This is a genomic window from Actinomadura sp. KC06 (assembly GCF_004348735.1).
GTDB lineage: Bacteria > Actinomycetota > Actinomycetes > Streptosporangiales > Streptosporangiaceae > Spirillospora.
This window is the reverse complement of record NZ_SMKT01000007.1, coordinates 75020-96971: the sequence shown is the minus strand read 5'-3', so window position 1 is coordinate 96971 and position 21952 is coordinate 75020. Positions and strand designations below refer to the sequence as shown.

At 70.0% G+C, this 21952-nt stretch carries 20 protein-coding genes; 9 read left to right on the top strand and 11 right to left on the bottom strand.

Going from position 1 to position 21952, the window contains the following annotated elements:
* From dnaJ to E1287_RS04485, 4 genes are all read right to left on the bottom strand, one after another.
* Positions 1–1179, bottom strand: coding sequence for a molecular chaperone DnaJ (dnaJ, locus tag E1287_RS04500; protein WP_131963517.1), 1179 nt, complete (start codon positions 1177–1179; stop codon positions 1–3).
* A gap of 132 nt (positions 1180–1311) precedes the next feature.
* The gene (gene grpE, locus E1287_RS04495; protein ID WP_131963516.1) at positions 1312–2019 is read right to left on the bottom strand and encodes a nucleotide exchange factor GrpE; all 708 of its coding nucleotides are present in this window, start codon (positions 2017–2019) and stop codon (positions 1312–1314) included.
* On the bottom strand, positions 2016–3881 hold the full coding sequence (dnaK, locus tag E1287_RS04490; RefSeq protein ID WP_131963515.1) for a molecular chaperone DnaK: 1866 nt from the start codon (positions 3879–3881) through the stop codon (positions 2016–2018). Before dnaK ends, grpE begins: the two co-directional genes overlap by 4 nt.
* A gap of 279 nt (positions 3882–4160) precedes the next feature.
* Positions 4161–4853 (bottom strand): hypothetical protein, encoded by a 693-nt coding sequence (locus E1287_RS04485; protein WP_131963514.1) that lies wholly within the window; start codon positions 4851–4853, stop codon positions 4161–4163.
* 349 nt (positions 4854–5202) lie between these two features.
* Between E1287_RS04485 and E1287_RS04480 the strand changes: the two genes are divergently transcribed.
* The 5 genes from E1287_RS04480 (at position 5203) to E1287_RS04460 (ending at position 8295) form a co-directional block, all read left to right on the top strand.
* Entirely contained in the window at positions 5203–5652 is a 450-nt protein-coding gene (locus tag E1287_RS04480) for a DoxX family protein (RefSeq protein WP_131963513.1), read from the top strand.
* 351 nt (positions 5653–6003) lie between these two features.
* Positions 6004–6570, top strand: a complete 567-nt coding sequence (locus E1287_RS04475; RefSeq protein ID WP_131963512.1) for a hypothetical protein — start codon at positions 6004–6006, stop codon at positions 6568–6570.
* Position 6571: 1 nt separating this feature from the next.
* Complete coding sequence (locus E1287_RS04470; protein WP_131963511.1) at positions 6572–7219, top strand: class F sortase; 648 nt, start codon at positions 6572–6574, stop codon at positions 7217–7219.
* Between the two features lie 180 nt (positions 7220–7399).
* Positions 7400–7987 (top strand): hypothetical protein, encoded by a 588-nt coding sequence (locus E1287_RS04465; RefSeq protein WP_243718604.1) that lies wholly within the window; start codon positions 7400–7402, stop codon positions 7985–7987.
* Positions 7988–8025: 38 nt separating this feature from the next.
* Positions 8026–8295 (top strand): hypothetical protein, encoded by a 270-nt coding sequence (locus E1287_RS04460; protein ID WP_131963510.1) that lies wholly within the window; start codon positions 8026–8028, stop codon positions 8293–8295.
* 18 nt (positions 8296–8313) lie between these two features.
* On the opposite strand, the gene E1287_RS04455 is transcribed toward E1287_RS04460, so the two are convergent.
* On the bottom strand, positions 8314–9846 hold the full coding sequence (locus E1287_RS04455) for a 3-hydroxyacyl-CoA dehydrogenase (RefSeq protein ID WP_131963509.1): 1533 nt from the start codon (positions 9844–9846) through the stop codon (positions 8314–8316).
* A 135-nt stretch (positions 9847–9981) separates the two neighbouring features.
* Here E1287_RS04455 and E1287_RS04450 point away from each other — a divergent pair, with 135 nt between their 5' ends.
* Positions 9982–11190 carry an acetyl-CoA C-acetyltransferase gene (locus E1287_RS04450; protein WP_131963508.1) on the top strand — a complete coding sequence of 403 codons (1209 nt, stop codon included), beginning with the start codon at positions 9982–9984 and terminating at the stop codon, positions 11188–11190.
* A 56-nt stretch (positions 11191–11246) separates the two neighbouring features.
* Here E1287_RS04450 and E1287_RS04445 read toward each other — a convergent pair whose 3' ends face one another.
* Positions 11247–11837: a TIGR03086 family metal-binding protein gene (locus E1287_RS04445; protein WP_131963507.1), complete on the bottom strand. Its 591-nt coding sequence runs from the start codon at positions 11835–11837 to the stop codon at positions 11247–11249.
* A gap of 282 nt (positions 11838–12119) precedes the next feature.
* On the opposite strand from E1287_RS04445, the gene E1287_RS04440 reads away from it, so the two are divergent.
* Entirely contained in the window at positions 12120–14270 is a 2151-nt protein-coding gene (locus tag E1287_RS04440; protein ID WP_165968879.1) for a (Fe-S)-binding protein, read from the top strand.
* 14 nt (positions 14271–14284) lie between these two features.
* Here the strand turns inward: E1287_RS04440 and E1287_RS04435 are convergent, their stop codons facing one another.
* The gene (locus tag E1287_RS04435; protein ID WP_165968878.1) at positions 14285–16081 is read right to left on the bottom strand and encodes a BTAD domain-containing putative transcriptional regulator; all 1797 of its coding nucleotides are present in this window, start codon (positions 16079–16081) and stop codon (positions 14285–14287) included.
* A gap of 86 nt (positions 16082–16167) precedes the next feature.
* Here E1287_RS04435 and E1287_RS04430 point away from each other — a divergent pair, with 86 nt between their 5' ends.
* Together E1287_RS04430 and E1287_RS04425 are read left to right on the top strand one after the other, a co-directional pair.
* On the top strand, positions 16168–16965 hold the full coding sequence (locus E1287_RS04430; RefSeq protein ID WP_131963505.1) for a hypothetical protein: 798 nt from the start codon (positions 16168–16170) through the stop codon (positions 16963–16965).
* A 63-nt stretch (positions 16966–17028) separates the two neighbouring features.
* Entirely contained in the window at positions 17029–17793 is a 765-nt protein-coding gene (locus tag E1287_RS04425; RefSeq protein ID WP_131963504.1) for a ZIP family metal transporter, read from the top strand.
* An 86-nt stretch (positions 17794–17879) separates the two neighbouring features.
* Here the strand turns inward: E1287_RS04425 and E1287_RS04420 are convergent, their stop codons facing one another.
* From E1287_RS04420 to dcd, 4 genes are all read right to left on the bottom strand, one after another.
* On the bottom strand, positions 17880–18767 hold the full coding sequence (locus E1287_RS04420) for a glycine betaine ABC transporter substrate-binding protein (RefSeq protein WP_131963503.1): 888 nt from the start codon (positions 18765–18767) through the stop codon (positions 17880–17882).
* 142 nt (positions 18768–18909) lie between these two features.
* A complete protein-coding gene (locus E1287_RS04415; protein ID WP_243718607.1) occupies positions 18910–19905 on the bottom strand; it encodes an ABC transporter permease subunit in 996 nt (331 codons plus the stop codon).
* On the bottom strand, positions 19898–21145 hold the full coding sequence (locus E1287_RS04410; RefSeq protein ID WP_131963502.1) for a glycine betaine/L-proline ABC transporter ATP-binding protein: 1248 nt from the start codon (positions 21143–21145) through the stop codon (positions 19898–19900). The genes E1287_RS04415 and E1287_RS04410 overlap by 8 nt, the downstream gene beginning before the upstream one ends.
* A 172-nt stretch (positions 21146–21317) precedes the next feature.
* Entirely contained in the window at positions 21318–21893 is a 576-nt protein-coding gene (gene dcd / locus E1287_RS04405; RefSeq protein WP_131963501.1) for a dCTP deaminase, read from the bottom strand.
* Positions 21894–21952: the final 59 nt, after the last annotated feature.

Genomic DNA, 21952 nt, shown 5'->3' with positions numbered 1-21952 from the left:
TCACTCCTGCCTGGCCTGCTGGACGAGCTCGGCCCGCAGGTCGTCGCCCGAGCCGGCCTCGCGCAGCCGGACGAGGGCCTCCCGCGCCTGGTCGTCGAGCTTCTGCGGCACCTGGACGTCGACGGTGACGAGCAGGTCGCCCTTCGTGCCGTCCCGCCGGGTCGCGCCGCGGCCCTTCACGCGGAACTTGCGGCCGTTCGGGGTGCCCTCCGGCAGCTTCAGCGTGACCGGCTGCCCCTGGAACGTCGGCACCCGGATCTCCGCGCCGAGCGCCGCCTCCGGGAACGTCACCGGGACGGTCAACGTCAGGTTGTCGCCGCTGCGGCCGAACACCGGGTGCGGGCGCACCTTGATGTTGACGTACAGGTCGCCGTGCGGGCCGCCGTTCTCGCCCGGCGCGCCCTTGGCCTTGAGCCGGATCTTCTGGCCGTCCGCGACGCCCGCCGGGATGCGGGCCTGGATCGTGCGGGTGCCGGTCGCGCGGCCGCTGCCGTGGCAGGTCGGGCACGGGTCGTCGACGACGAGGCCCCGCCCGTGGCACTCCTTGCACGGCTCCTGGAACCCGAAGCTGCCGAGGTTGCGGGTCTCGTGCCCGGTGCCCTCGCAGTTCGGGCACACCCGCGGGACGGTGCCCGCCTTCGCGCCCGTGCCGCGGCAGCTGTTGCACGCCGCCTCGCTGGTCAGCTTGATCGGGACGGTGACGCCGTTCATCGCGCGTCCGAACGAGAGCGTCACCTCGGTCTCGACGTCCGCGCCCCGGCGGGCGCGCCGGGTGCCCGTCCCCGTTCCAGTGGTGCGGGTGCCGCCGCGTCCGAACAGGCCGCCGAACAGGTCGCCGATGCGCTCGCCCGCGCCGCCGGTCTGCGTACCGGCGCCGCCGCCCTGCCCGAACAGGTCGCCGAGGTCGAACGGGAACCCGCCGCCCTGCTGGCCGCGGAAACCGCCCGGCATCGACCGGACCGCGTCGTACTCCTTGCGGCGCTTGTCGTCGGACAGGACGTCGTAGGCCTCGGAGACCTCCTTGAAGCGGTCCTCCGCCTCGGTGTCGCCCTTGTTCGCGTCCGGGTGGTACTTGCGGGCCAGCTTCCGGTACGACTTCTTGATCTCCTCCTGCGAGGCCGTCTTCGCGACACCGAGGACCTTGTAGTAGTCCTTCTCCAGGTAGTCCTTGGTGCTCACGGCGCCCCGCTCTCTGCTATCGCCACTTGCCACATGTCTTCACGCGACCCCGCGGGGCCCGCCCCGGACGGGACGGGCCCGCGGTCCCTCTGGGGAGACGATCCCCCGGAACCCCCGGCGAGGGCCAGGGGGTCATTCGCCGTCGTCACCCGAGTCGGCCTCGTCACCCTTGTCGGCCTTGCCGGTGCTGTCGGCCTTGTTCGCCTTCGCGGCGTCCTCGGCCTGCTCGACCGGCTCCTCCTGGTCGGCGTTCGGGTCGGGCTCGGCCACCGCCACGCGCGCGGGCCGCAGGATCCGCTCGCCGATGCGGTACCCGGGCTGGAGGACGTCCATGACGCTCGTCTCGGTCACCTCCGCCGAGTACGCGTGCATGAGCGCCTCGTGGACGACCGGGTCGAACGGCTCGCCCTTCTCGCCGTAACGTTCCAGGCCGAGCTTGCCCGTGACCGCCTCCAGGCTCTCCGCGACGGACTTGAACCCGCCGGTGAGCTCGTCGTGGTCGCGGGCGCGGCCGATGTCGTCCAGCACCGGGAGCAGCTCGGACAGCACCTGCCCGAGCGCCTGCTCCCGGACCGCGACCCGGTCGCGCTCGACCCGCTTGCGGTAGTTGTCGTACTCGGCCTTCAGCCGCTGGAGGTCGGTGAGACGCTCCGCCAGCTGGGTCTTGAGCGAGGCGACCTCCTCGTCCGAGACCGTGGCGCCCCCGTCCGCCGGGGCCTCCGGGGTGGACGGCTTGTCCGCCGCCCCCTCCCGGACTTTCCCCGTTTCGGGATCGATGCGCCGCTTGTCGCGGATCACCGGGCCCTCCTTCTCCTCGCCCTCGTCGGGAGAGGTCGTCACGAAGCATCACCCTTCGGCTTGTCCTCGTCCACGATCTCGGCGTCGACGACCTCGTCGTCCTGCGGCTCGCCGCCCTGGGCGTCGGCCGTCGGCCCCTGGTCGTCGGCGCCCGCCTGCGCGCCCTCGGGGTTCTGCGCGTACATGGCCGCGCCCATCTTCTGGCTGACCTGCGCCAGCTTCTCGGCGCTGCCCTTGATCGCCTCGACGTCGGTGCCCTCGAGGGCCTTCTTCACCTCGGCGACCGCGTCGTTGACCTCGCCCTTCAGCTCCTCGGGGACCTTCTCGTCGTTCTCCCGCAGGAACTTCTCGGTCGAGTACGCGAGGGTGTCGGCCTGGTTGCGGACCTCCGCCTCCTCCTTGCGCTGGCGGTCCTCCTCGGCGTACTGCTCGGCCTCGCGGACCATCTTCTCGATGTCGTCCTTCGGCAGCGCGCTGCCGCCGGTGATGACCATCGACTGCTCGCGCCCGGTGCCCTGGTCCTTCGCGCTGACGTTCACGATGCCGTTGGCGTCGATGTCGAAGGTGACCTCGATCTGCGGGACGCCGCGCGGCGCCGGCGGCAGGCCGGTGAGCTGGAACGTGCCGAGCTTCTTGTTGCGCGCGGCGATCTCGCGCTCGCCCTGGTAGACCTGGATCTCCACGGACGGCTGGTTGTCGTCGGCGGTGGTGAACGTCTCGGACCGCTTGGTCGGGATCGTCGTGTTCCGCTCGATGATCTTGGTGAAGATGCCGCCCTTGGTCTCGATGCCGAGGCTCAGCGGGGTCACGTCCAGCAGCAGGACGTCCTTGACCTCGCCCTTCAGCACGCCGGCCTGCAGGCTGGCGCCGATCGCGACGACCTCGTCCGGGTTGACGCCCTTGTTCGGCTCCTTGCCGCCGGTCAGCTCCTTGACCAGCTCTGACACCGCGGGCATGCGGGTCGAGCCGCCGACCAGGACGACCTGGTTGATGCCGTCGACCGAGATGTTCGCGTCCTTCAGCACCTGCTGGAACGGCGCCCTGGTCCGCTCGAGCAGGTCGGAGGTCATCCGCTGGAACTCGGCGCGGGTGAGCTTCTCGTCCAGGTGCAGCGGGCCCTCGCTGGACGCGGTGATGTAGGGCAGGTTGATCTGCGTCTCGGTCGCGCCGGACAGCTCGATCTTCGCCTTCTCCGCGGCCTCACGGAGCCGCTGCAGCGCCATCTTGTCCTTGGACAGGTCGACGCCGTTGTTGTTCTTGAACCGCTCGACCAGCCAGTCGACGACCTTCATGTCCCAGTCGTCGCCGCCCAGGTGGTTGTCGCCGCTCGTGGCCTTCACCTCGACGACCCCGTCGCCGACCTCCAGCAGGGACACGTCGAACGTGCCGCCGCCGAGGTCGAACACCAGGATGGTCGCCTCGTTCTCCTTTTCCAGGTGGTAGGCCAGCGCGGCCGAGGTCGGCTCGTTGATGATCCGCAGGACGTTCAGCCCCGCGATCTGCCCGGCCTCCTTCGTGGCCTGCCGCTGGTGGTCGGAGAAGTAGGCGGGCACGGTGACGACCGCGTCGGTGACCGTCTCACCCAGGTAGGACTCGGCGTCCCGCTTCAGCTTCTGCAGCACGAACGCGCTGATCTGCTGCGGGGTGAAGTCCTTGTCGTCGATCTTGGTCTTCCAGTCGGTGCCCATCTCGCGCTTGACCGAGCGGATCGTCCGGTCCACGTTGGTCACGGCCTGGCGCTTGGCGACCTCGCCGACCAGGACTTCGCCGTTCTTCGCGAAGGCGACGACGGACGGCGTGGTCCGCGACCCCTCCGCGTTCGCGATGACGGTGGGCTCCCCGCCCTCCAGGATCGCGACGACCGAGTTGGTCGTCCCGAGGTCGATGCCGACCGCACGTGCCATGTTCTCGTCCTCCGTCGTATCCGGTGCTTATCGCTTTTCCGGTGTCCTTGCGCCCCGGTCGCCCCAGGGTGCGGCCGGTCTGGTTTCTGTCGGCAAGGGTGCCCGGACGGTTCACCTGTGTCAAATCACTTGAGCCGCCCAGACTCAACTTTGCTGACGACCTCTCCAACACTACGTCTGAGTGCCCTATTCCAGTTCCCGATCCGTCCCGAGATCGGTACCAGGGAGGAGGAGCCCCGTCCCGGCGTCCCTCGCCAGGAGGACCTCGTCAGGAGGACCTCACGCCCCGCGGCCGCCGATGACCCGGGCGGTCCCGGCGGCGATCGTGGTGGCCAGCACCCAGCCCGCCGCGACGAACGCGTACGACAGCCACTGGTAGGCCCCGCCGCCCGCGTTGAGCGCGTCCCGGCCGGGGGCGCTCAACCGGGCCCGGTGGAACCCCACGCTGCTGCCGATCTGTGCGTTCCGCAGCAGGAGGGGCCCGTAGACCTCGACGTCCGCGGCGCGGAGCTGCCCGCCGACCTTGACCGCGTCGGCGTGCACGGCGGCCCGCTCGTCGGGGTTGCTGAAACGTCCGCCCGTCAGGACGAGGTTGCCGGTGATCTGGCCGCCGCGCACGTTGAACTCGCCGTCGACCGTGATGCCGGTGGCGTCCAGTGTGCCCCGGACCTCGATGTCGTGCGCCTGGACGTGGCCCGTGGTGACGTCCGCCAACCGGACCTCGCTTTCCAGCCGCGCGTGGTCGAGCCGCAACCGGCCGTCGATCGACGATCCTTCCAGGGACACCAACCCGGTCGCCCGCAGCCGCGCGGCCTTGAACGCCGGAAGGCGACTGCCCGTGATGCGCAACGTGCGGAGGTTAGCCTCGGCCAGGCTGACCGTGTCCTCGAAGACGCAGTCGTCGCAGTCCAGCAGGGTGTCGAACTCGGTCCCGTCCAGGTCGAGCCGCCCGGTGATCCGGGCTCCCCGCAACCGGACGCCGGGTAGCGGCCGGGTGCGGGGTCGACCGCGCCGAGCAGCAGCGCCGCGATCACCTCGGCGCGCACGGCCTCGCCGCCGTCGTACGTGACGATTGCGCCGCTCGGGCAGGCGTCCCACAGGCCCTGCTCCGCATCGGTCAGATCATGTCGCTCCATCCGTGATCAGATGCCGCCCGCTCCCGGCTGGTTCACCAAGGGCCCCGGCTCTCGTCCAGGACGCGCGCGCCGGCGCTCGGACGCTCGCGACGGACCCGTGACCTGCGAACTCGGGCTGGAACCGGGGCATTGGAGCGTGCTAGCCTCGCGGACTGGTTCAGATTTGAACAATCCCAGGAGGGCGCATGAACCCCGCGACCCGGATCCCCTACCTCTCCGACATCGGCCTGCTCATCGGACGCGTCGCCGTGGGCGTCGTATTCGTCGCGCACGGCTGGCAGAAGATCAACGACTTGGGCCACGGCGCCGTGACCAAGATGTTCGAGGGCATGGACGTGCCGGTGGCGTCGCTGTCCGCGTACTACTCGACCTGGGTCGAGTTCATCGCCGGACTCGCGCTCATCGTCGGCGCCGCCGTGCCGATCGCGGGCCTGCTCCTCGCGGTCGACATGGCCGGGGCCTTCTGGTTCGTCCACAAGGGCAACGGCGTCTTCGTCGCCGAGAACGGCTACGAGCTCGTCCTCGTGCTCGGCGGCGCCGTGATCTTGCTCGCTTTCGCCGGCGCGGGCCGCTTCTCCGTCGACGGTCTCATCTTCGGCCGCACGGAGTCCCGCGATCCCCAGCACGCCACCTAGGCCGTCCGCCCCCAAACCCTTACGTGGGGGCGGATCTTGACCCGAGAGGGCCCTCGACGTGCGCGTCGAGGGCCCTCTCGCGTGGTCGGTTCCGAACGGCTGCGCATTAGACGCCCGAACAGCCGTCAAGGTTTTCAGCTGGCCTGATAAGGACGGAAACGCCCGTGATCAGGTGCCTTTTACGAGAAACACCGATATGATCACGCCTCGTTGTCAACACCTGTTACGTTTTCCCGCGACTCCTCGGACGTCGCGGATGAGGTGCGAACGCCGCGCCGACCAGGGCGGCCATCGCACCATCGCGCCATCGGCCGCAAGACGAACCATCAACCCTCCAAGAGGAGCAGTCACATGACCCTGACCCGACTTGCGGCCGCCGGTGCCGCGGCGACGTGCCTGGTGCTGGGCACGGCGGGTGCCGTCCAGGCTCAGGAGCAGCCCCAGATCAACGTCAGCCCGCGGGTGTTCACGCCGGGCCAGGCCATCACCATCACGATCACCGAGTGCACGAAGAAGCCGACCATCAACGCCGCGCAGGCCGTGCGCGTGTTCACCGCCGTCCCGGCGTTCACCGGCACGCCGGGCGAGAAGTGGACGGCCCGTCAGGCCACGCGGTCCAACCTCGTCCCCGGGAAGACCTACACGGTCAACCTGACCTGCACGGTCGGCGAGCAGACCGTCAAGGGCTCGATCACCGTCAACCCCGGCAAGAAGCCCTCCCCGAAGCCGACCACCCCGGCGCCGAAGCCGACCACCCCGGTGCCGGTCCCCAGCGGGCCGATCAACACCGGTGACGGCAGCACCCAGGGCGGCGGCTCCGGCGCGACGCTGCTGGCCGGCGGCGCGGCCGTCGCGCTGGCCGGCGCCGGCATGGGCGCGCTGGCGCTGCGCCGCCGGGCCGGGCGGGAGCGTTCCTGAGTTGACGGACCGCACCACCGTCTCCGCCGGTCGCCGCGCCGTGAGCGCGGCGGCCGGCGCGCTGCTCATCGGACTCCTGCTGGGCTCGTGCGGCGGCGATGACGGCTCGCCGCCCGCGGCGGGCGGCGGTGGGAGCACGCCGGCCGCACCCGCCACCGCCCCCGAAAAGAAGGACGCGAAGCCGCTGCCCAAGTCGCCGCCGAAGACGATCAGCATCGACAAGCTCGGCGTCTCCGCCCCGGTGTCCCAGCTGGGGCTGCGTCCGGACGGACGCATCGAGGAGCCGCCGATCAGCCGTCCCAACCTGACCGGCTGGTACAAGCTCGGCCCCACTCCGGGAGAGAACGGGCCGTCGGTGATCCTCGGGCACGTGGACGCCAACAAGAAGCAGGCCGTCTTCTACCGGCTCAAGGAACTGAAGGAGGGCGACCAGATCCAGGTCACCCGCCAGGACGGGACCACCGCGACGTTCGCGGTGACCTCCAAGCAGGACGTGGACAAGAACGCCTTCCCGCACAAGAAGGTGTTCGCCGAGACCCTCGACTACTCGTCCCTGCGCTTGGTCACCTGTGGCGGCGCATTCGACTCCTCGACCGGGCACTACAAGAACAACCTCATCGTCTACGCCAAGCTGGTGCAGAGCGCCTGAGCGCGTAAGACCGCAACGGCCGTTCCTTCTCCGGGGCCCCGGAGGCGGGACGGCCGTTCTGCGTTCCGGCCCCGGACCTCATCTTTCCATTGACAAGATGGTGCTGCCCGTCGCAATCTAGACAGTGACAGGATTAGGTGTCCGGGGCCCTGGCGGCCCCGCCGTCGGAAGGCCGTATCCATGGAAGACCTCGTCAACGCCCTTGGTGTGGAGCTCGCCGTCCTCGTCGTCGCCGCGCCTGCACTGCGCCTGCTCGGGGCGCTGGGCGTCCGCCGCTTCACCGACTGGCCGGCCTGCGCCGCGCACGCGATGGCGGCCATGCTCGTCCTCACCGGAATCGTGCGCTTCGTGCCCGACAGCATGGCCGCCATGCCCAGCGCCGAAGAACTCGCCCGCATGGTGCCGCCGTTCGTGCCCTTCCCCCTGGCCATGGTGTACCTGACCGGCGTCCTCGAACTGCTCATCGCAGTCGGTCTCGTCCTGGCCCGCACCCGCTGGAGCGCCGGCGTCGGCCTGGCCGTCCTGCTGCCGCTGCTGCTCCCGGCAAACATCTACGCCGCCCTCAACGACATCCCCCTCAACGGCGCCGAAGCCACCCCGCTGTGGATCCGGATTCCGCAGCAGGCCGCCTACGTCGCCATCGCACTGTGGATCGCCAAGTCCGCCGACTCCGCTGGCGCGCGGCGGCTGCTCAAGGCTGTCCCCGGCTTGCCGGGCCGCCTCCGCGGGTGGCGGACGGGCGTGAAAGCGGTGCGGGGGTCCGGGTGATACGTGTGACCGCCGTCCGCGCCGTGGAAAGGCAGCACATGACCGGGGAGCCCCTGACCGCCGATCCGCCCCTGGACGAGGGCCGGGGGCGGAGGGACGACAGCGCCGTCCTGCGGTCGTCCCTCCGCGAGCCTGAACGGTTCGGGCAGATCTTCGACGCGTACTTCGCCGAGATCCACGGGTATGCGGCGAAGCGGCTCGGACCGGACGCGGAGATGAAGCCGGGCTTCGTCATCGAGTACCAGGCCAGCCGTTCGGCGGGATGGACGGACGCCAAGCCGAAGCCCCCCGCCGGGCTGCCCTTCTGAGTCCGGTGCCGGAGGCCGTTAGGGCGTGAGGTCGGACGGGATGGTGCCGGTCTCCGTCAGCGGGAGCCCGAGCGCCGCCCGTTCGGCCAGCCAGACGCTCGGGCGGTAGCGCGGGTCGCCGGTGGCTCCGTGCAGGCCGCGCAGGATCTCCAGGACGCGGGCCGCCCCGACGTCGTCGCCCCACTCCAGCGGCCCGCGCGGATAGCCGAGCCCGAGCTTCACGGCCGTGTCGATGTCCCCGGGACGGGCCAACCGCTGCTCCGCGATGCCGCAGCCCACGTTGACGATCGAGGCGAGGAGGCGTTGGGCGACGGGCGCGGGCGCGTCCCGGACGACGGTGACGGGTCGTCCCGCTGCGAGGAGGGCCGCCAGACCAGCGCGGCCAGCCTCCTTGTCAACGCCAGGGTGGACGGCCAGGGAGAGACGTGTGAAGAAACCACCGAACGGGTCAACGCCCAAGGTGCGCTCTAGAGGCAGACCTTCGGCAGCGGCGACGGTGCTCTGCCCGAAGGGCGCGACGAACACCACGGCCTGGGCGGACGGCTCGTCCCCTGACTCGACGTGCACTCCCGCTGTCGAAAGCAGCGCGCCCAACTCTTCGCGGACATCGCCCTGTATCCAGACAGGACGCGCCTCAACCGATGGTGCCGTCGCTTCGGGAGGCTCCTGCTTCGCGCCGTCCACGTACGTGTAGAAACCCTCGCCCGTCTTGCGGCCGTACAGGCCCGCTTCCAGCCGAGCCCGTCCGATCCTGGACGGACGCAACCGCGGCTCTGTGTAGAACCCCGTCCAGATGGACTCCATCACTGGGTGCGACACGTCCATCCCAGTGAGGTCGAGCAGTTCGCAGGGGCCCATTTTCAGGCCGAGGACGTCCCGCGCTATGCGGTCGATGTCCACGGGCTCGGCGGCACCTTCCGACAGGATCTGCAGAGCCTCCGTTACCAGCCCGCGCCCAGCGTGGTTGACGAGGAAGCCAGGCGCGTCCGGCGCGAGCACCGGTTCGTGACCGAGCCGCCGGACGAGGTCAGCCAATTCGCCAGGAATCCACTCGGCCGTCCGAGCGCCGGGAATCACCTCGACCAACCGCATCAGCGGCACCGGATTGAAGAAATGCAGCCCCGCCAGCCTGGACGGATCGTGCATCGCCGCGCCGATGGCCGTCACCGGCAGCGAGCTGGTGTTGGTCACCATGACGGTGTGCTCGGGGCAGACCTTCTCCAGAGCAGTGAACAGGTTCCGCTTCGTCTCCATGTCCTCCCGGACGGCCTCGATCACGAGGTCGCAGTCCTGGAACGGCGTGAGCGGCTCACCGACCGGACGGAGCCGCGCCTTCGCCCGCTCCGCCTCGTCCGCCGCCATGCGCCCCTTGCTCACGAGCTTGTCGAACATGCCGCCGATGTGCTCGACCGCGCCGACCACGGCGTCCGTCCGGACGTCGGCCAGCTCCACCGTCAGCCCGCCCGCCGCGGCGAGCTGCGCGATCCCGCGTCCCATCGCCCCGGCCCCGATCACCCGGACCGCCGTCACCTGCCGCGCCCACTGCTTCACCGTCGCCTCCTCGCTCGTCGTCCGCTCCCCGCCTGGAACGCATTCAACCTCTTGCCAGGCGGAAGCCCGGACGCCGCCCTCCACATCCGGGGACGTAATCTGCGAAGTGCCTGAAAACGACCCGAGGAGCCCACCATGCGCGACGCGGTGATCTGCGAGCCGCTGCGTACCCCGATCGGCCGGTTCGGCGGGGTACTGAAGACCGTTCCGCCCGCCGAACTCGCCGCGACCGTCATCCGGACGCTCGTCGAACGCACCGGGCTGCCCGGCGACGCGATCGACGAGGTGATCCTCGGGCACTGCTACCCGACGTCCGACGCCCCCGCCATCGGACGCGTCGCCGCGCTCGACGCCGGGCTCCCCGTGGAGGTCGGCGGCGTGCAGCTCGACCGGCGGTGCGGCTCCGGGCTCCAGGCCGTCGTGAACGCGGCCATGCAGATCCAGACCGGCGTCAGCGACGTGATCATCGCGGGCGGGGTGGAGAGCATGAGCGGCGCGCCGTTCTACACGACCCAGGCCCGGTGGGGGATCCGCGGGCCGTCCCTCGAACTGCACGACGCGCTCGCGCAGGGCCGCGTCACCGCCGGAGGCGCCAACCATCCGGTGCCCGGCGGGATGCTGGAGACGGCCGAGAACCTCCGCCGCGAGTACGGCATCGGGCGCGAGGAGCAGGACGAGCTCGCCGTCCGCTCCCACCAGCGCGCCGTCGCCGCGCAGAAGTCGGGGGCGTTCGCGGAGGAGATCGTCCCGGTGACCGTCAGGTCGCGGAAGGGTGACACGGTCGTCGACACCGACGAGCATCCGCGTCCCGACACGACGGTCGAGTCGCTGGCGAAGCTGCGTCCCGTCCTCGGCAAGGCCGACGACCAGGCGACCGTCACCGCGGGCAACGCCAGCGGCCAGAACGACGCGGCCGCCGCCTGCGTCGTCACGACCCCCGAGCGCGCCGCCGAGCTGGGCCTGCGCCCGCTCGTCCGGCTCGTCTCGTGGGCGCGGGCTGGCGTGCCGCCGCGCACGATGGGCATCGGTCCCGTCCCGGCCACCGCCAAGGCCCTGGAGCGGGCGGGCCTGACGCTTTCCGGTATCGACCTGATCGAGCTGAACGAGGCGTTCGCCGCGCAGGTCCTCGCCGTCACCCGCGAATGGGACCTCAAGGACGCCGACTGGGACCGCGTCAACGTCAACGGCTCCGGCATCTCCCTCGGCCACCCCGTCGGCGCGACCGGCGCCCGCATCCTCGCCACCCTGGCCCGCGAGATGCACCGCCGCGAAGCCCGCTACGGCCTGGAGACGATGTGCATCGGCGGCGGCCAGGGCCTCGCCGCGATCTTCGAGCGCGTCTAGAACCCCGCTGGGAGGGCAAGGGCTCTGGCTAGGGCGGGGCGTGTTCTGGGACGGGTCTAGCCCGTCGTCCAGTCCGGCCGGCGGCCGGTCATGGCGATGAGGCGGTCGAGGGGCGGGGCGTCGGCGGGGACGTCGACGGCGGGGCCGAACAGGCCCTCGATGCCCTTGCCGCCGCTCTCCTCCACGGACGGGGCGACGAAGAGCAGGCAGGTCTCGATCTCGTCCGCGCCCGGATCGTAGGGCTGGCCGCTGGCGCGGGCGATGTCCCAGCCGTGCACGACCAGCTCGTTCATCGCCACGTGCCCGGCGTCCTGGCCGGGCAGGTCGAGGCCGCCCGCCCGGGTCATGCCCTGCCACGCGTCCGGGGAGCGCCAGGCGGCGCCGAGGGCGTCGAGCTGCTCGGGGATGCGGGTCCGCCAGTCGTCGGGCAGGCGGGACGCGTCCGAGGACGGCGGTTGCGACAGGGCGTCCGGGAACTCCTTGCGGGCGGCCCAGGTGAACGCCAGGGCCAGCCCGTTCACATGGTCGAGCAGCGTGCCGAGCGACATGTCCGCGGGGGTCGGCGCGGTGAGCTGGGCGTCGCGGACGCCCGCGACCAGGCCGGCCATCCGGCGGGCGGCGGGCACGAGGTCGGGCATCGAGGTCATCTGGGCTCCTCACTGGACGGGCCGGATACCGCTGGACGGGACGCCGGCTGGACGGCCCCCGTCCCCGGGATATGGACTCGGAGACCGCACGATATTCATCGAATCCAGGCGTCTCTAGGGTGTGGGAATGAGAGGAACATCGCCGCGCGTCCCGAGGAGCGTGTACTGACCTGCGAATGTGACGCTTAAGCTACTGCCGAGTAGTATTCGGGCCCCGGATGATGCGCGGTCCGGCGCGAGCCTTACCCTGACTGCCATCGCCGTACCCAGGAGGACGGAACAGTGTTCTGGATCACGTTGGTCATCGGGCTCGCCGGAACGGCGGTCGCGCTGGCGCTCGCCGGGCGGCGGGTGCTGTTCCTGTACGCCATCGCCAAAAGTGGCCAGCCCGACCCCGAGCGGGTGCTGCGGGTCAAGCGGGAACCGAAAGCCGACGTCCAGGACCAGGTCACCGAGGTGTTCGGGCAGCGCAAACTGCTGAAATGGACGGTGGCGGGCGCGGCGCATTTCGCGGTGATGTGGGCGTTCTTCCTGCTCGCCACCGTCTACCTGGAGGCGGCGGTCCAGCTGCTGTTCGGGCTGGACGCCCACATCCCGGGGCTGCAGACCTGGGGACCGATCGGGTTCGTCCAGGACACCATCGCGCTGGCCGCCCTGGCCGGGCTGATGGTGTTCACCGCGATCCGCGTCAAGAATTCGCCCAAGCGGATCGGGCGGGCGTCGCGGTTCTCCGGGTCGCACCTGTCCGGCGCGTGGATCACCCTGTTCATGATCTTCAACGTGATCTGGACGATGTTCTTCTTCCGCGGCGTCGAGGTCGCCCGCGGCAACTTCGGCTACGGCAACGCCGCCTACTTCTCCCACCTTTCCGGGCGGCTGTTCGACGGCCTGGGCGATGACGCCCTGCACGTGCTGGAGTCGGTCGGGCTGCTGGCCCACATCGGCGTCGCGTTGGTGTTCCTGGTGTTCGTGGTCAACTCCAAGCACTTGCACATCTTCCTGGCGCCGCTGAACGTGATGTTCAAACGCCGCCCCGACGGGCTGGGCGCCGCGCAGCCGATGATGTCGGGCGGCAAGCCGCTCGATTTCGAGGAGGCCGACCCCGACGAGGACGTGTTCGGCCGCGGGAAGATCGAGGACTTCACCTGGAAGGGCTTCCTCGATATGGCGACCTGCACCGAGTGCGGCCGCTGCCAGTCCCAATGCCCGGCCTGGAACACCGAGAAGCCGCTGTCGCCCAAGATGCTCGTCCTGGACCTGCGCGACCACGCGCTCGCCAAGGCGCCCTACTTCACCGCGTCCGAGGAGCAGCGGGAGAGGTTCACCGACGAACAGAAGCTCGCCATGGAGGTGGACAAGGCGCTGGTCGGCGACGACGGCGTCATCCACCCCGACGTGCTGTGGTCGTGCACCAACTGCGGCGCGTGCGTGGAGCAGTGCCCGGTCGACATCGAGCACATCGACCACATCCTGGACATGCGCCGCTTCCAGGTCATGATCGAATCCTCGTTCCCCTCCGAGGCCGGCGTCATGCTGAAGAACCTGGAGAACAAGGGCAACCCGTGGGGCATGTCGGAGACCAAACGCCTCGAATGGATCACCGAACTGGACTTCGAGGTCGAGGTCGTCGACGACAAGATCTCCGAGGACGTCGAGTACCTGTTCTGGGTCGGCTGCGCCGGCGCGCTGGAGGACCGCGCGAGGAAGACCACCAAGGCCGTCGCCGAACTACTGCACATCGCGGGCGTGAAGTTCGCCGTCCTGGGGCCCATGGAGGCGTGCACGGGCGACCCGGCGCGGCGGCTGGGCATGGAGTTCGTGTTCCAGATGCTGGCCCAGCAGAACGTCGAGACCCTCAACGACGCGGGTGCGAAGAAGATCGTCGCGACGTGCCCGCACTGCTTCAACACCCTGGCCAACGAGTACCCCCAGCTCGGCGGGAACTACGACGTCGTCCACCACACCCAACTGCTCGCCCACCTGGTCGAGGAAGGCAAGCTCACCCCGGTGACGCCGATCGAGGAGAACATCACCTACCACGACCCGTGCTTCCTCGGCCGCCACAACAAGGTCTACAAACAGCCCCGCGACATCATGGCCACCGTCCCCGGGGTCAAGACCCAGGAGATGCACCGGCACAAGGACCGCGGCTTTTGCTGCGGCGCCGGCGGCGCGCGGATGTGGATGGAAGAACGCATCGGCAAGCGCATCAACACCGAGCGCGTGGACGAGGCGCTGGAGACCGACCCCGACACCGTCTCCACCGCCTGCCCGTTCTGCCTGGTCATGCTCGGCGACGCCATCAACGAAAAGAAGAACACCGGTGATGCGAAGGAATCGCTGGAGGTGGTGGACGTCTCCCAGCTCCTGATCCGCTCCATCAAGGGCGAGGCCACCCCACCGGAGGAGAAGGAGCCCGTCGCCGCCGAGTAAGGCCGCGTCCAGGCTTAGGCCCCGGCGGCGGGTGTCGCCGGGGTGCCTCCCGGCGCGCCGATCTCCTCCGGCGCGGCCGCTGGGACGGCGATCAGCGTCTCGCGCAGGGCGTGCACCGTCTGGAACGGCATGATCTGGCGCGTGACGAGGTCGTCCACGGTGGCGAGCGGGCCCTGCGCCGTCCGCGACAGCACGATCAGCTTCGCGTGGGACGGTTCCAGCCCCGGCAACGCGGCGAGCACGTGCTCGGGCGCCGTGTTGACGTCGATCAGGCCCCCGTCGTCGAAGGTGCGTGCCAGGTCAGGGCGCCCGATCCGGAGAAGGCGCGCGACCGCCGGGTGATGCGCCACCAGGGAACGGGCCTGCTCCCGCCGGACCCTCTGCTCGATCAGCGGGACTGCCGGTGTCCTGGCGGCGCGCTCTCCGTCCGTCCCGGGCGGCCACGGCTCCGCCGTGAGGACGGCGAGGTGGACGGCGCCGCCGAACGTCGTGGCGATCAGCGAGACCATCATCGGGACGTCCCACCAGGACGTCTGGTCGACGTCGGTGGCCGTGGCGGTCGCGACGAAGACGATCGTCAGCGCCAGATGGCCGGACGCGATCAGCGCGAGCCGTAGGCTCTTGCGCCGGGCCGCGAAGTAGGCGAGCAGCGCCCACGACGCGGCTCCGAAGCTGACCAGCGGAACCAACACCAGAACGGCCCGTACCGCCCACGGAAGCCGCCGCCCAGCAGGTGCCTCCCGATGCGCCCACGCCACGGGCGCCGCGAAGTATCCCGCCGGAGCAGTGGGGGCCGGAGCGGCAGATGCCGGTGGGTAAGCCAGGACCACCTCTCCAGGAGCATCAGCTGCCGAAGCAGTGCCGGGCCGGGGATCGGGCGGAACGAACCCGGGCGGGACGTCCGACGCCGGTTCCGCAGCCGCCTCAGCCGCCTCCACCGCGTCCGTCGCGGGTGCCGCCAGTGCCGGGTCGGAGCGGAGGATACCCAGGTGCAGGCCCTGGAGCCGTTCGCCCGGCTCGAAGCCGAACTCCTCCGCGAAGAAGTCGCGCGCGTCCCGGTAGGCGGCCAGGGCCTCCGCCTGCCGCCCGCTCCGGTAGAGCGCGAGCATCAGCAGGTAGCGGAAGCCCTCCCGGAGCGGGAACTCGGCCACCAGCCGGATCAGCTCGGGCACCAGCCGCGCGTGCTCCCCCAGGTCCAGCCCGATCTCGGCGGACGCCTCCAGCGCGGCGGCCCGCTCCTCCTCCAGACGGTCCCGCGCCGAGGAGAAGAAGCCGCCGTTCAGACCGGCCAGTGCAGGGCCGTGCCACATGTCCAGCGCGTCCTGCAGCAGGGTCGCGGCCCGCGCGGCATCGCCCGTGGCCCGCACGGCCAGGGCCTCTTTCACGCGGTCATGGAAGACGTCGGCGTCCAGCCCACCGCGCGGAACATGCAAGACGTATCCCGCACTGGACAACGTCAGCAGCCGCCCCGGGGACCGCGGCGAGCGGCCGGGCTCCAGGACGCGGCGCAATCCGGCCACGTACTTCTGGACGACGTTCGCGCCGTTGTCGGGAGGTTCGTCGCCCCACACCGCGTCCACGATCGCGGTCGTCGGCACCGGCCGGTTCGGTGTCAGGAGGAGGACGGCGAGCACGGCCTGCTGCTTGCCGGGACCCAGGTCGAGCGGCTGCCCGTCCCGCCACGCGGCCGGACGGCCCAGGATCTCGAAGCGCGGTGACGCGTCCTCGCCCGGCAGGGTGATCACCCCCAAACGCTCCCCGTTCAGCGCCTCCGCCGTCATTCCGCAGCCGGGGCGCAGTGACGGCAGCATAGCGACAGTCATTCCGCACCGGTATCCACCAGCCTTTTCTCAGACATCGGGTGATGCCACCGATAAAGAAGTGAAAGGGGACTTGGGTGCTTCAATACCGACGGCCCGGCGGAACCAGCGGGCCCGGCAGACTCGGCGGGACCGCGCTGGCGACGGGGGCCGGCCTCGCACTCGTGCTCGCGTTCACCACGGCGTGTGGACCGGCGGCCGACGACGAGACCGGCGCGGCGCAGGCGAAGGCGTCCTCCTCCGCACCCGCGAAGCCCTCCGCGACCGCCGCACCGAACGGGGTCGAGAAGCTGAAGACCGCCGAGATCCTCGCCCGCGCCCGCGAGGCGACGGGCTCGGCGCGCTTCCTCCGGATGCGCGCGGAGATCGACGACGGCGGCCAGAAGTTCAAGCTCGACTTCCGCTACGCGGGGAAGACGAAGGCGACCGGATGGTTCGCGCAGGGCGGCCAGCGCGTCGAGATAACCAGAATCGGGAAGACCGTCTACCTCGCAGGAAACGACGCCTTCTGGACGTCGGTCGGCGGCAAGGGCGCGGCGCAGATGTTCTCCGGCAAGCACGTCAAGTCGACCCTCAAGAACCCCGACTTCAAGGAAATAGCGGCCTTCGCCGACCGGTCGAGCCTGCTCACCGAGGCGGTGAAATCCCTGGGCGGATGGAAGAAGGGCCAGGCGAGCAAAGTCGGCACGACCCCCACGACGGTGCTGACCGCCTCGACCGGCGACAAGCTGCACGTGGCGACGCAGGGCCAGCCGTATGTGCTGCTCCTGGATGGCGGGCCGGGGAACCGCCTCGAATACTTCGGATACGAGCAGCCGGTGAGCGTCCAGCCGCCGCCTGCCGGAAGCGTGGTGGACGCCGACCTGCTGAAATGATCCGGGGCCGTCCCCGAGCCGGGACGGGGATTGCGGTGCGGGCGGGCCTGGTAAGACCCAGGAATGGCCGTGCTCGTGTCGCTCCTCGCGTTCCTGATGACGCTCGCCGGGGGACTCGCGGCGATGCGGGTGCGCGACCACCGGCATCTCGTCCTCGGGCTCGCGGGCGGGCTGATGCTCGGCGTCGTCGCCTTCGATCTCGTCCCCGAGTCGCTGGAGATGACGCGGCACAGCCCACTCGGCGTCCCCACGCCCATGATCGGGTTCGCGGCCGGGTTCCTGCTCCTGCACGTCGTGGAGCAGGCGGTGGCCATCCACCGGGCGCACGAGGAGGAGTACGCGCCCCACGTCCACGCTCACGCCCATGCGCATGTCGGGAAGGCCGGCTCTGGAGGGTCGGCGGGGCTGCTCGCCGCGTCCGCGCTGGTCGCGCACAGCCTGGTGGACGGCCTCAGCATCGGCCTCGGCTTCCAGTCCGGGACGGACGTGGGGATCTTCGTCGCGCTGGCGGTCATCACGCACGACTTCGCGGACGGCTTCAACACCTTCACCGCCGCGTCGCTGAACCGCGGCGACCGCCGTCCCGCCGTGGCGCTGCTGCTGGCCGACGCGATCGCGCCGATCGTGGGGGCGGCCGTGGGGACGCTCGTGTCCCTGCCGGACGCCGTCCTCGCCCCGTACCTGGGGTTCTTCGCGGGCGTCCTGCTCTACCTGTCCGCCGCCGAGATCCTGCCGGAGGCGCACAGCGTCCACCCGCGCGTGCTGACACTGTGCGCCACCGGACTCGGCCTGGCGGCCGTCCTGTTCACCGTCGGCCTCGCCCACTGACCCGCGCACCCGCAAAGGCAGAGGGCGGACGCAAAGGCAGAGGGCCGACCGGGAGTCCGGACGGCCCTCTGCCTGAACGACCTTCGTCAGCCCGTCATGGACTTCGCGAACGCGGGGTTGCTCTGCAGCCATTCGTTCACGGCCTGATCGGGCTTGCCCTTGTACTTGTTCTCCATCAGGTCTTCGAGGGAGCCGAGCTGCTTGTCGTCCATCCGGAACTTCTTCAGCCAGGCGGTGACGTCGGGCTGGTCCTTGCTGAAGTCCTTGCGGGCGACCGTGTAGATCCCGTCCGGCTTCCCCATGGCGCCCTTCGGGTCCTTCAGGTCGCGGATGGGGAACTTCGTGTACGCCCAGTGGGGCCGCCACAGCGTGACGACGATGTCCTTCTTCGCGTCGATGGCCTTCTTCAGCTCGGTGAGCATGGCCGCCGTCGAGGACGTCGTGACCTTGTACTCGTCCTTCAGCCCGTACGCGGGGAGCATCTCCTCCTGCGACACCCGGTACAGACCGGAGCTCTTCTCGATGCCGACGATCTTGCCGCCGTACTGGCCGCCCTTGCCCTTGAGGTCGTCCAGCGACTGCAGCGGCGAGTAGTTCGGCACGGCGATCGTCAGCGGCGCCGAGTCGTACCAGGCGCTGATCTTCTCCAGCTTGTCGCCGTACTGGTTCCAGTAGTCCTCGTGGGTGCCGGGCAGCCAGCTGTCGACGAACAGGTCGACGTCCCCCTTGGACATGCCCGCGTAGAGCGGCCCCGTGTCGAGGTTCTTGACCTCGACGGTGTAGCCCTTGTCGGTCAGGAGCTTCTTCCAGAGCGCGGTGGCCGCCTCGCCTTCGGCCCAGCCGGAGACCATGCCGATGGTGATGTTCTTGTCGTTCTCGCCGCCGGAGCCGGAGTCGTCGCCGCACGCGGCGGCGCTCAACCCCAGTGTCAGCGTCATCGCCGCGACCGTCAGGCCCTTGAGTTTGAAGCGCATTCCCGTCCTTTCGTTGCTTGCCGAGTGGGAGATCAGGGGGAGCGGGCTCCTCGGCCGTCCTGCACACGTCCCGCCGGACGGACGCCGCCCGCATCAGGAGGCGCGCGGCCGGGGGGCACCGGGGGCGGTGGCCGCCTGGGAGCTAGGAACCGGCTGAGGAATCGGCCGCCGATCCCGCCGTGTCGATCTGACCGGCGGTTCCGGCCATCACCGGCGCGCCGCGTCCGGCCGTGCCGCCCCCGGCGACCTGACCGCGGCCGGTGGCGGCCTTGCCGCGCGAGAACAGCGCCCGCAGCACGCTCGGGCCCTCGCTCAAGGCGCCGGTGAGACGGTCCAGGTAGATGGCCAGGACGACCACCGCGATACCGCCCTCGAAGCCCTTCGCGACGTCCACCCGGTTGATGCCCTCCAGCACCTCGCCGCCGAGCCCGCCCGCGCCGACCATGCCCGCGATGACGACCATCGACAGCGACAGCATGATCAGCTGGTTGATCCCGGCCATGATGGACGGCATCGCCAGCGGGATCTGGATCCGGGTCAGGATCCGGTTCGGCGGCGTGCCGAACGCCTCGCCCGCCTCGACCATCTCCGGGTCGACGCCGCGGATGCCGAGCTCCGTCAGCCGCACCCCCGGCGGCATCGCGAAGATCACCGTCGCGACCACGCCGGGCACCGCGCCGATGCTGAAGAAGAAGATCGCCGGGATCAGGTAGACGAACGCCGGCATCGTCTGCATGAAGTCGAGGACCGGCCGGACGATCCGGCTCACCACGTCGCTGCGCGCCGCCGCGATCCCGATCGGGACCGACAGCACCGTCGACACCACCGCCGACACGATCACCAGGGCCAGCGAGTCCATCGCCGGCTCCCACAGCTCCATGCTGTCGATCAGCAGGAAGCCCAGGATCGTGAACACGCCGAGCTTCCAGCCGCTGATCACCAGCGCCAGCACGGCCAGGACCAGCGTCAGCCCCAGCGGCGGCAGCAGGTTCAGCACGTCCGTCAGCCCGTCGACGGACGACTCGATCGCCGACCCGATCCCGTCGAACAGCCACGAGAGGTTGTCGGTGCACCAGGTCACCAGGCTGTCGAACCATTCGCCGACCGGCACCCGGGGCAGCTTCACCGCGTTACTCACCGTCAACGCCACTGCCCTCCTTCGTCAGCGCCAGCTGCGGCTCCTCGTCGACCACCGTCGAGTTGATCGCGCCGAGCGCCGCCAGCAGCGTCACCCGCGGGATCACGCCGAGGAGCGTCCCCTCCTCGTCCGCGACCGGCACCGGCAGATCGCTCTCCGCGCACCGGACGAACAGGTCGGCGACCGGCGTGTCCGGCGCGACGGGCGCCGGGTCCTCCGGGTCGATCAGCCCGTCCAGGCTCTGCACGTTCTCCTGGACCGCGTCCGCGATCACCGTGGCGCGCACCCGCCCGACCAGCTTCCGGTCGCGCCCGATCACGAACGCGGCCGATGTCTGGTGCTCCCGCATCGTCCGCAGCGCCGTCCGCGGCCCCGTCGTCGCCAGCACCGTGACCAGCGGCTTCTCCATCACCGAGGACGCCGTCAGCACTCTCGTACGGTCGACATCCGCGACGAACTGGGCGACGTAGTCGTTCGCCGGATCGGTCAGGATCTCCTCCGCCGTCCCGATCTGGACGATCCGGCCCTCCCGCATCACCGCGATGCGGTCGCCGATGCGCATGGCCTCGTTCAGATCATGGGTGATGAAGACGATCGTCTTGCCGAAGCGCCCCTGCAGATCCAGCAGCAGATCCTGAACTTCCCGCCGGATCAGCGGATCCAGGGCGCTGAAAGCCTCGTCCATCAGAATGATGTCGGTGCCGCTCGCGAGCGCCCGCGCGAGCCCGACCCGCTGCTTCATACCGCCCGACAACTGGCCGGGAAGCATGTTCTCCCAGCCTTCCAGGCCGACCAGTCCGAGGAACTCGCGCGCCGTCTTCTCCCGCATTTCCTTAGGGACGCCGCGCACCTCGAGCCCGTATGCCGCGTTCGCGAGAACCGTCCGATGCGGGAACAGCGCGAAGTGCTGGAAGACCATGCTGACCTTGTTCTGCCGAAGCGCCCGCAGCGCCTTCGGAGACAGCTTCGCGATGTCCTCACCGTCGATCTCGACGCTTCCGGACGTGACTCCCAGCAGCCCGTTCAACGTCCGGATGAGGGTCGACTTCCCGGACCCCGACAGGCCCATGACCACGAAGATCTCGCCCTGCCGGACCTCGAACGTGGCGTCCACCACCGCCGGTGTGACCCCGAGCTCCCGGACCGCCCCCAGATCGGCGCCCGCCTTGAGTTTCCGCTGTGCCTCGGCCGCCTTACGGCCGAAGAGCTTGGTGACGCTTTCCGCGCGGAGTACTGACACGATCTCCTTTCGGGTTCCCACGTCACTGCGCGGAAACGGGTCGCTCGTCCGGCCGGCCTCAGGCAAAGAGGCTGTCAACCAGACGCCAATGCCATGCGTCGCCCGAAACTACCCGTTCAGAGAACATGTTTCATCTTTGGGTGCTTTCTGTCACGTTCAGGTCACGATCGAACTACACCTTCGTCCGGTGGAAGTTCAGATACGACCGCGACGGCGTCGGCCCCCGCTGATCCTGGTACCGCGACCCGTACCGCGCCGACCCGTACGGGTACTCCGCCGGCGAACTCGTCCTGAACAGGCACATCTGCCCGATCTTCATCCCCGGCCACAGCTTGATCGGCAGCGTCGCCACGTTCGACAGCTCCAGCGTCACATGCCCCGAGAACCCCGGATCGATCCACCCCGCCGTCGAGTGCGTCAGCAGCCCCAGCCTGCCCAGACTCGACTTCCCCTCCAGCCTCGCGGCGAGATCGTCCGGCAGCCCGAACACCTCGTACGTCGAGGCCAGCACGAACTCCCCGGGATGCAGCACGAACGCCTCGTCGGCGTCCACGACCACCATCCGTGTCAGATCCGGCTGCTCGATGGCCGGATCGATGTGCGGATACTTGTGGTTCTCGAACACCCGGAAGTACCGATCCAGCCTGACGTCCACGCTGGACGGCTGAACCATCCCCGGCTCATACGGGTCGATCTTCACCCGCCCGGACTCGAGCTCGGCCCTGATGTCACGATCGCTGAGCAGCACCCCGAAACGCTATCCCAAGACCACGCCCCACCCGACTTCCGGTACAGTATCCACAGCAT

Excerpts from the sequence above, each read along its gene's own strand:
- E1287_RS04435 (WP_165968878.1), bottom strand. The coding sequence starts at position 16,081 with ATGCTGCCGTCACTGCGCCCCGGCTGCGGAATGACGGCGGAGGCGCTG.
- E1287_RS04425 (WP_131963504.1), top strand. The coding sequence starts at position 17,029 with ATGGCCGTGCTCGTGTCGCTCCTCGCGTTCCTGATGACGCTCGCCGGG.
- E1287_RS04465 (WP_243718604.1), top strand. The coding sequence starts at position 7,400 with ATGGAAGACCTCGTCAACGCCCTTGGTGTGGAGCTCGCCGTCCTCGTC.
- dnaK (WP_131963515.1), bottom strand. The coding sequence starts at position 3,881 with ATGGCACGTGCGGTCGGCATCGACCTCGGGACGACCAACTCGGTCGTC.
- E1287_RS04445 (WP_131963507.1), bottom strand. The coding sequence starts at position 11,837 with ATGACCTCGATGCCCGACCTCGTGCCCGCCGCCCGCCGGATGGCCGGC.
- E1287_RS04480 (WP_131963513.1), top strand. The coding sequence starts at position 5,203 with ATGAACCCCGCGACCCGGATCCCCTACCTCTCCGACATCGGCCTGCTC.
- E1287_RS04450 (WP_131963508.1), top strand. The coding sequence starts at position 9,982 with ATGCGCGACGCGGTGATCTGCGAGCCGCTGCGTACCCCGATCGGCCGG.
- E1287_RS04420 (WP_131963503.1), bottom strand. The coding sequence starts at position 18,767 with ATGCGCTTCAAACTCAAGGGCCTGACGGTCGCGGCGATGACGCTGACA.
- E1287_RS04460 (WP_131963510.1), top strand. The coding sequence starts at position 8,026 with ATGACCGGGGAGCCCCTGACCGCCGATCCGCCCCTGGACGAGGGCCGG.
- E1287_RS04475 (WP_131963512.1), top strand. The coding sequence starts at position 6,004 with ATGACCCTGACCCGACTTGCGGCCGCCGGTGCCGCGGCGACGTGCCTG.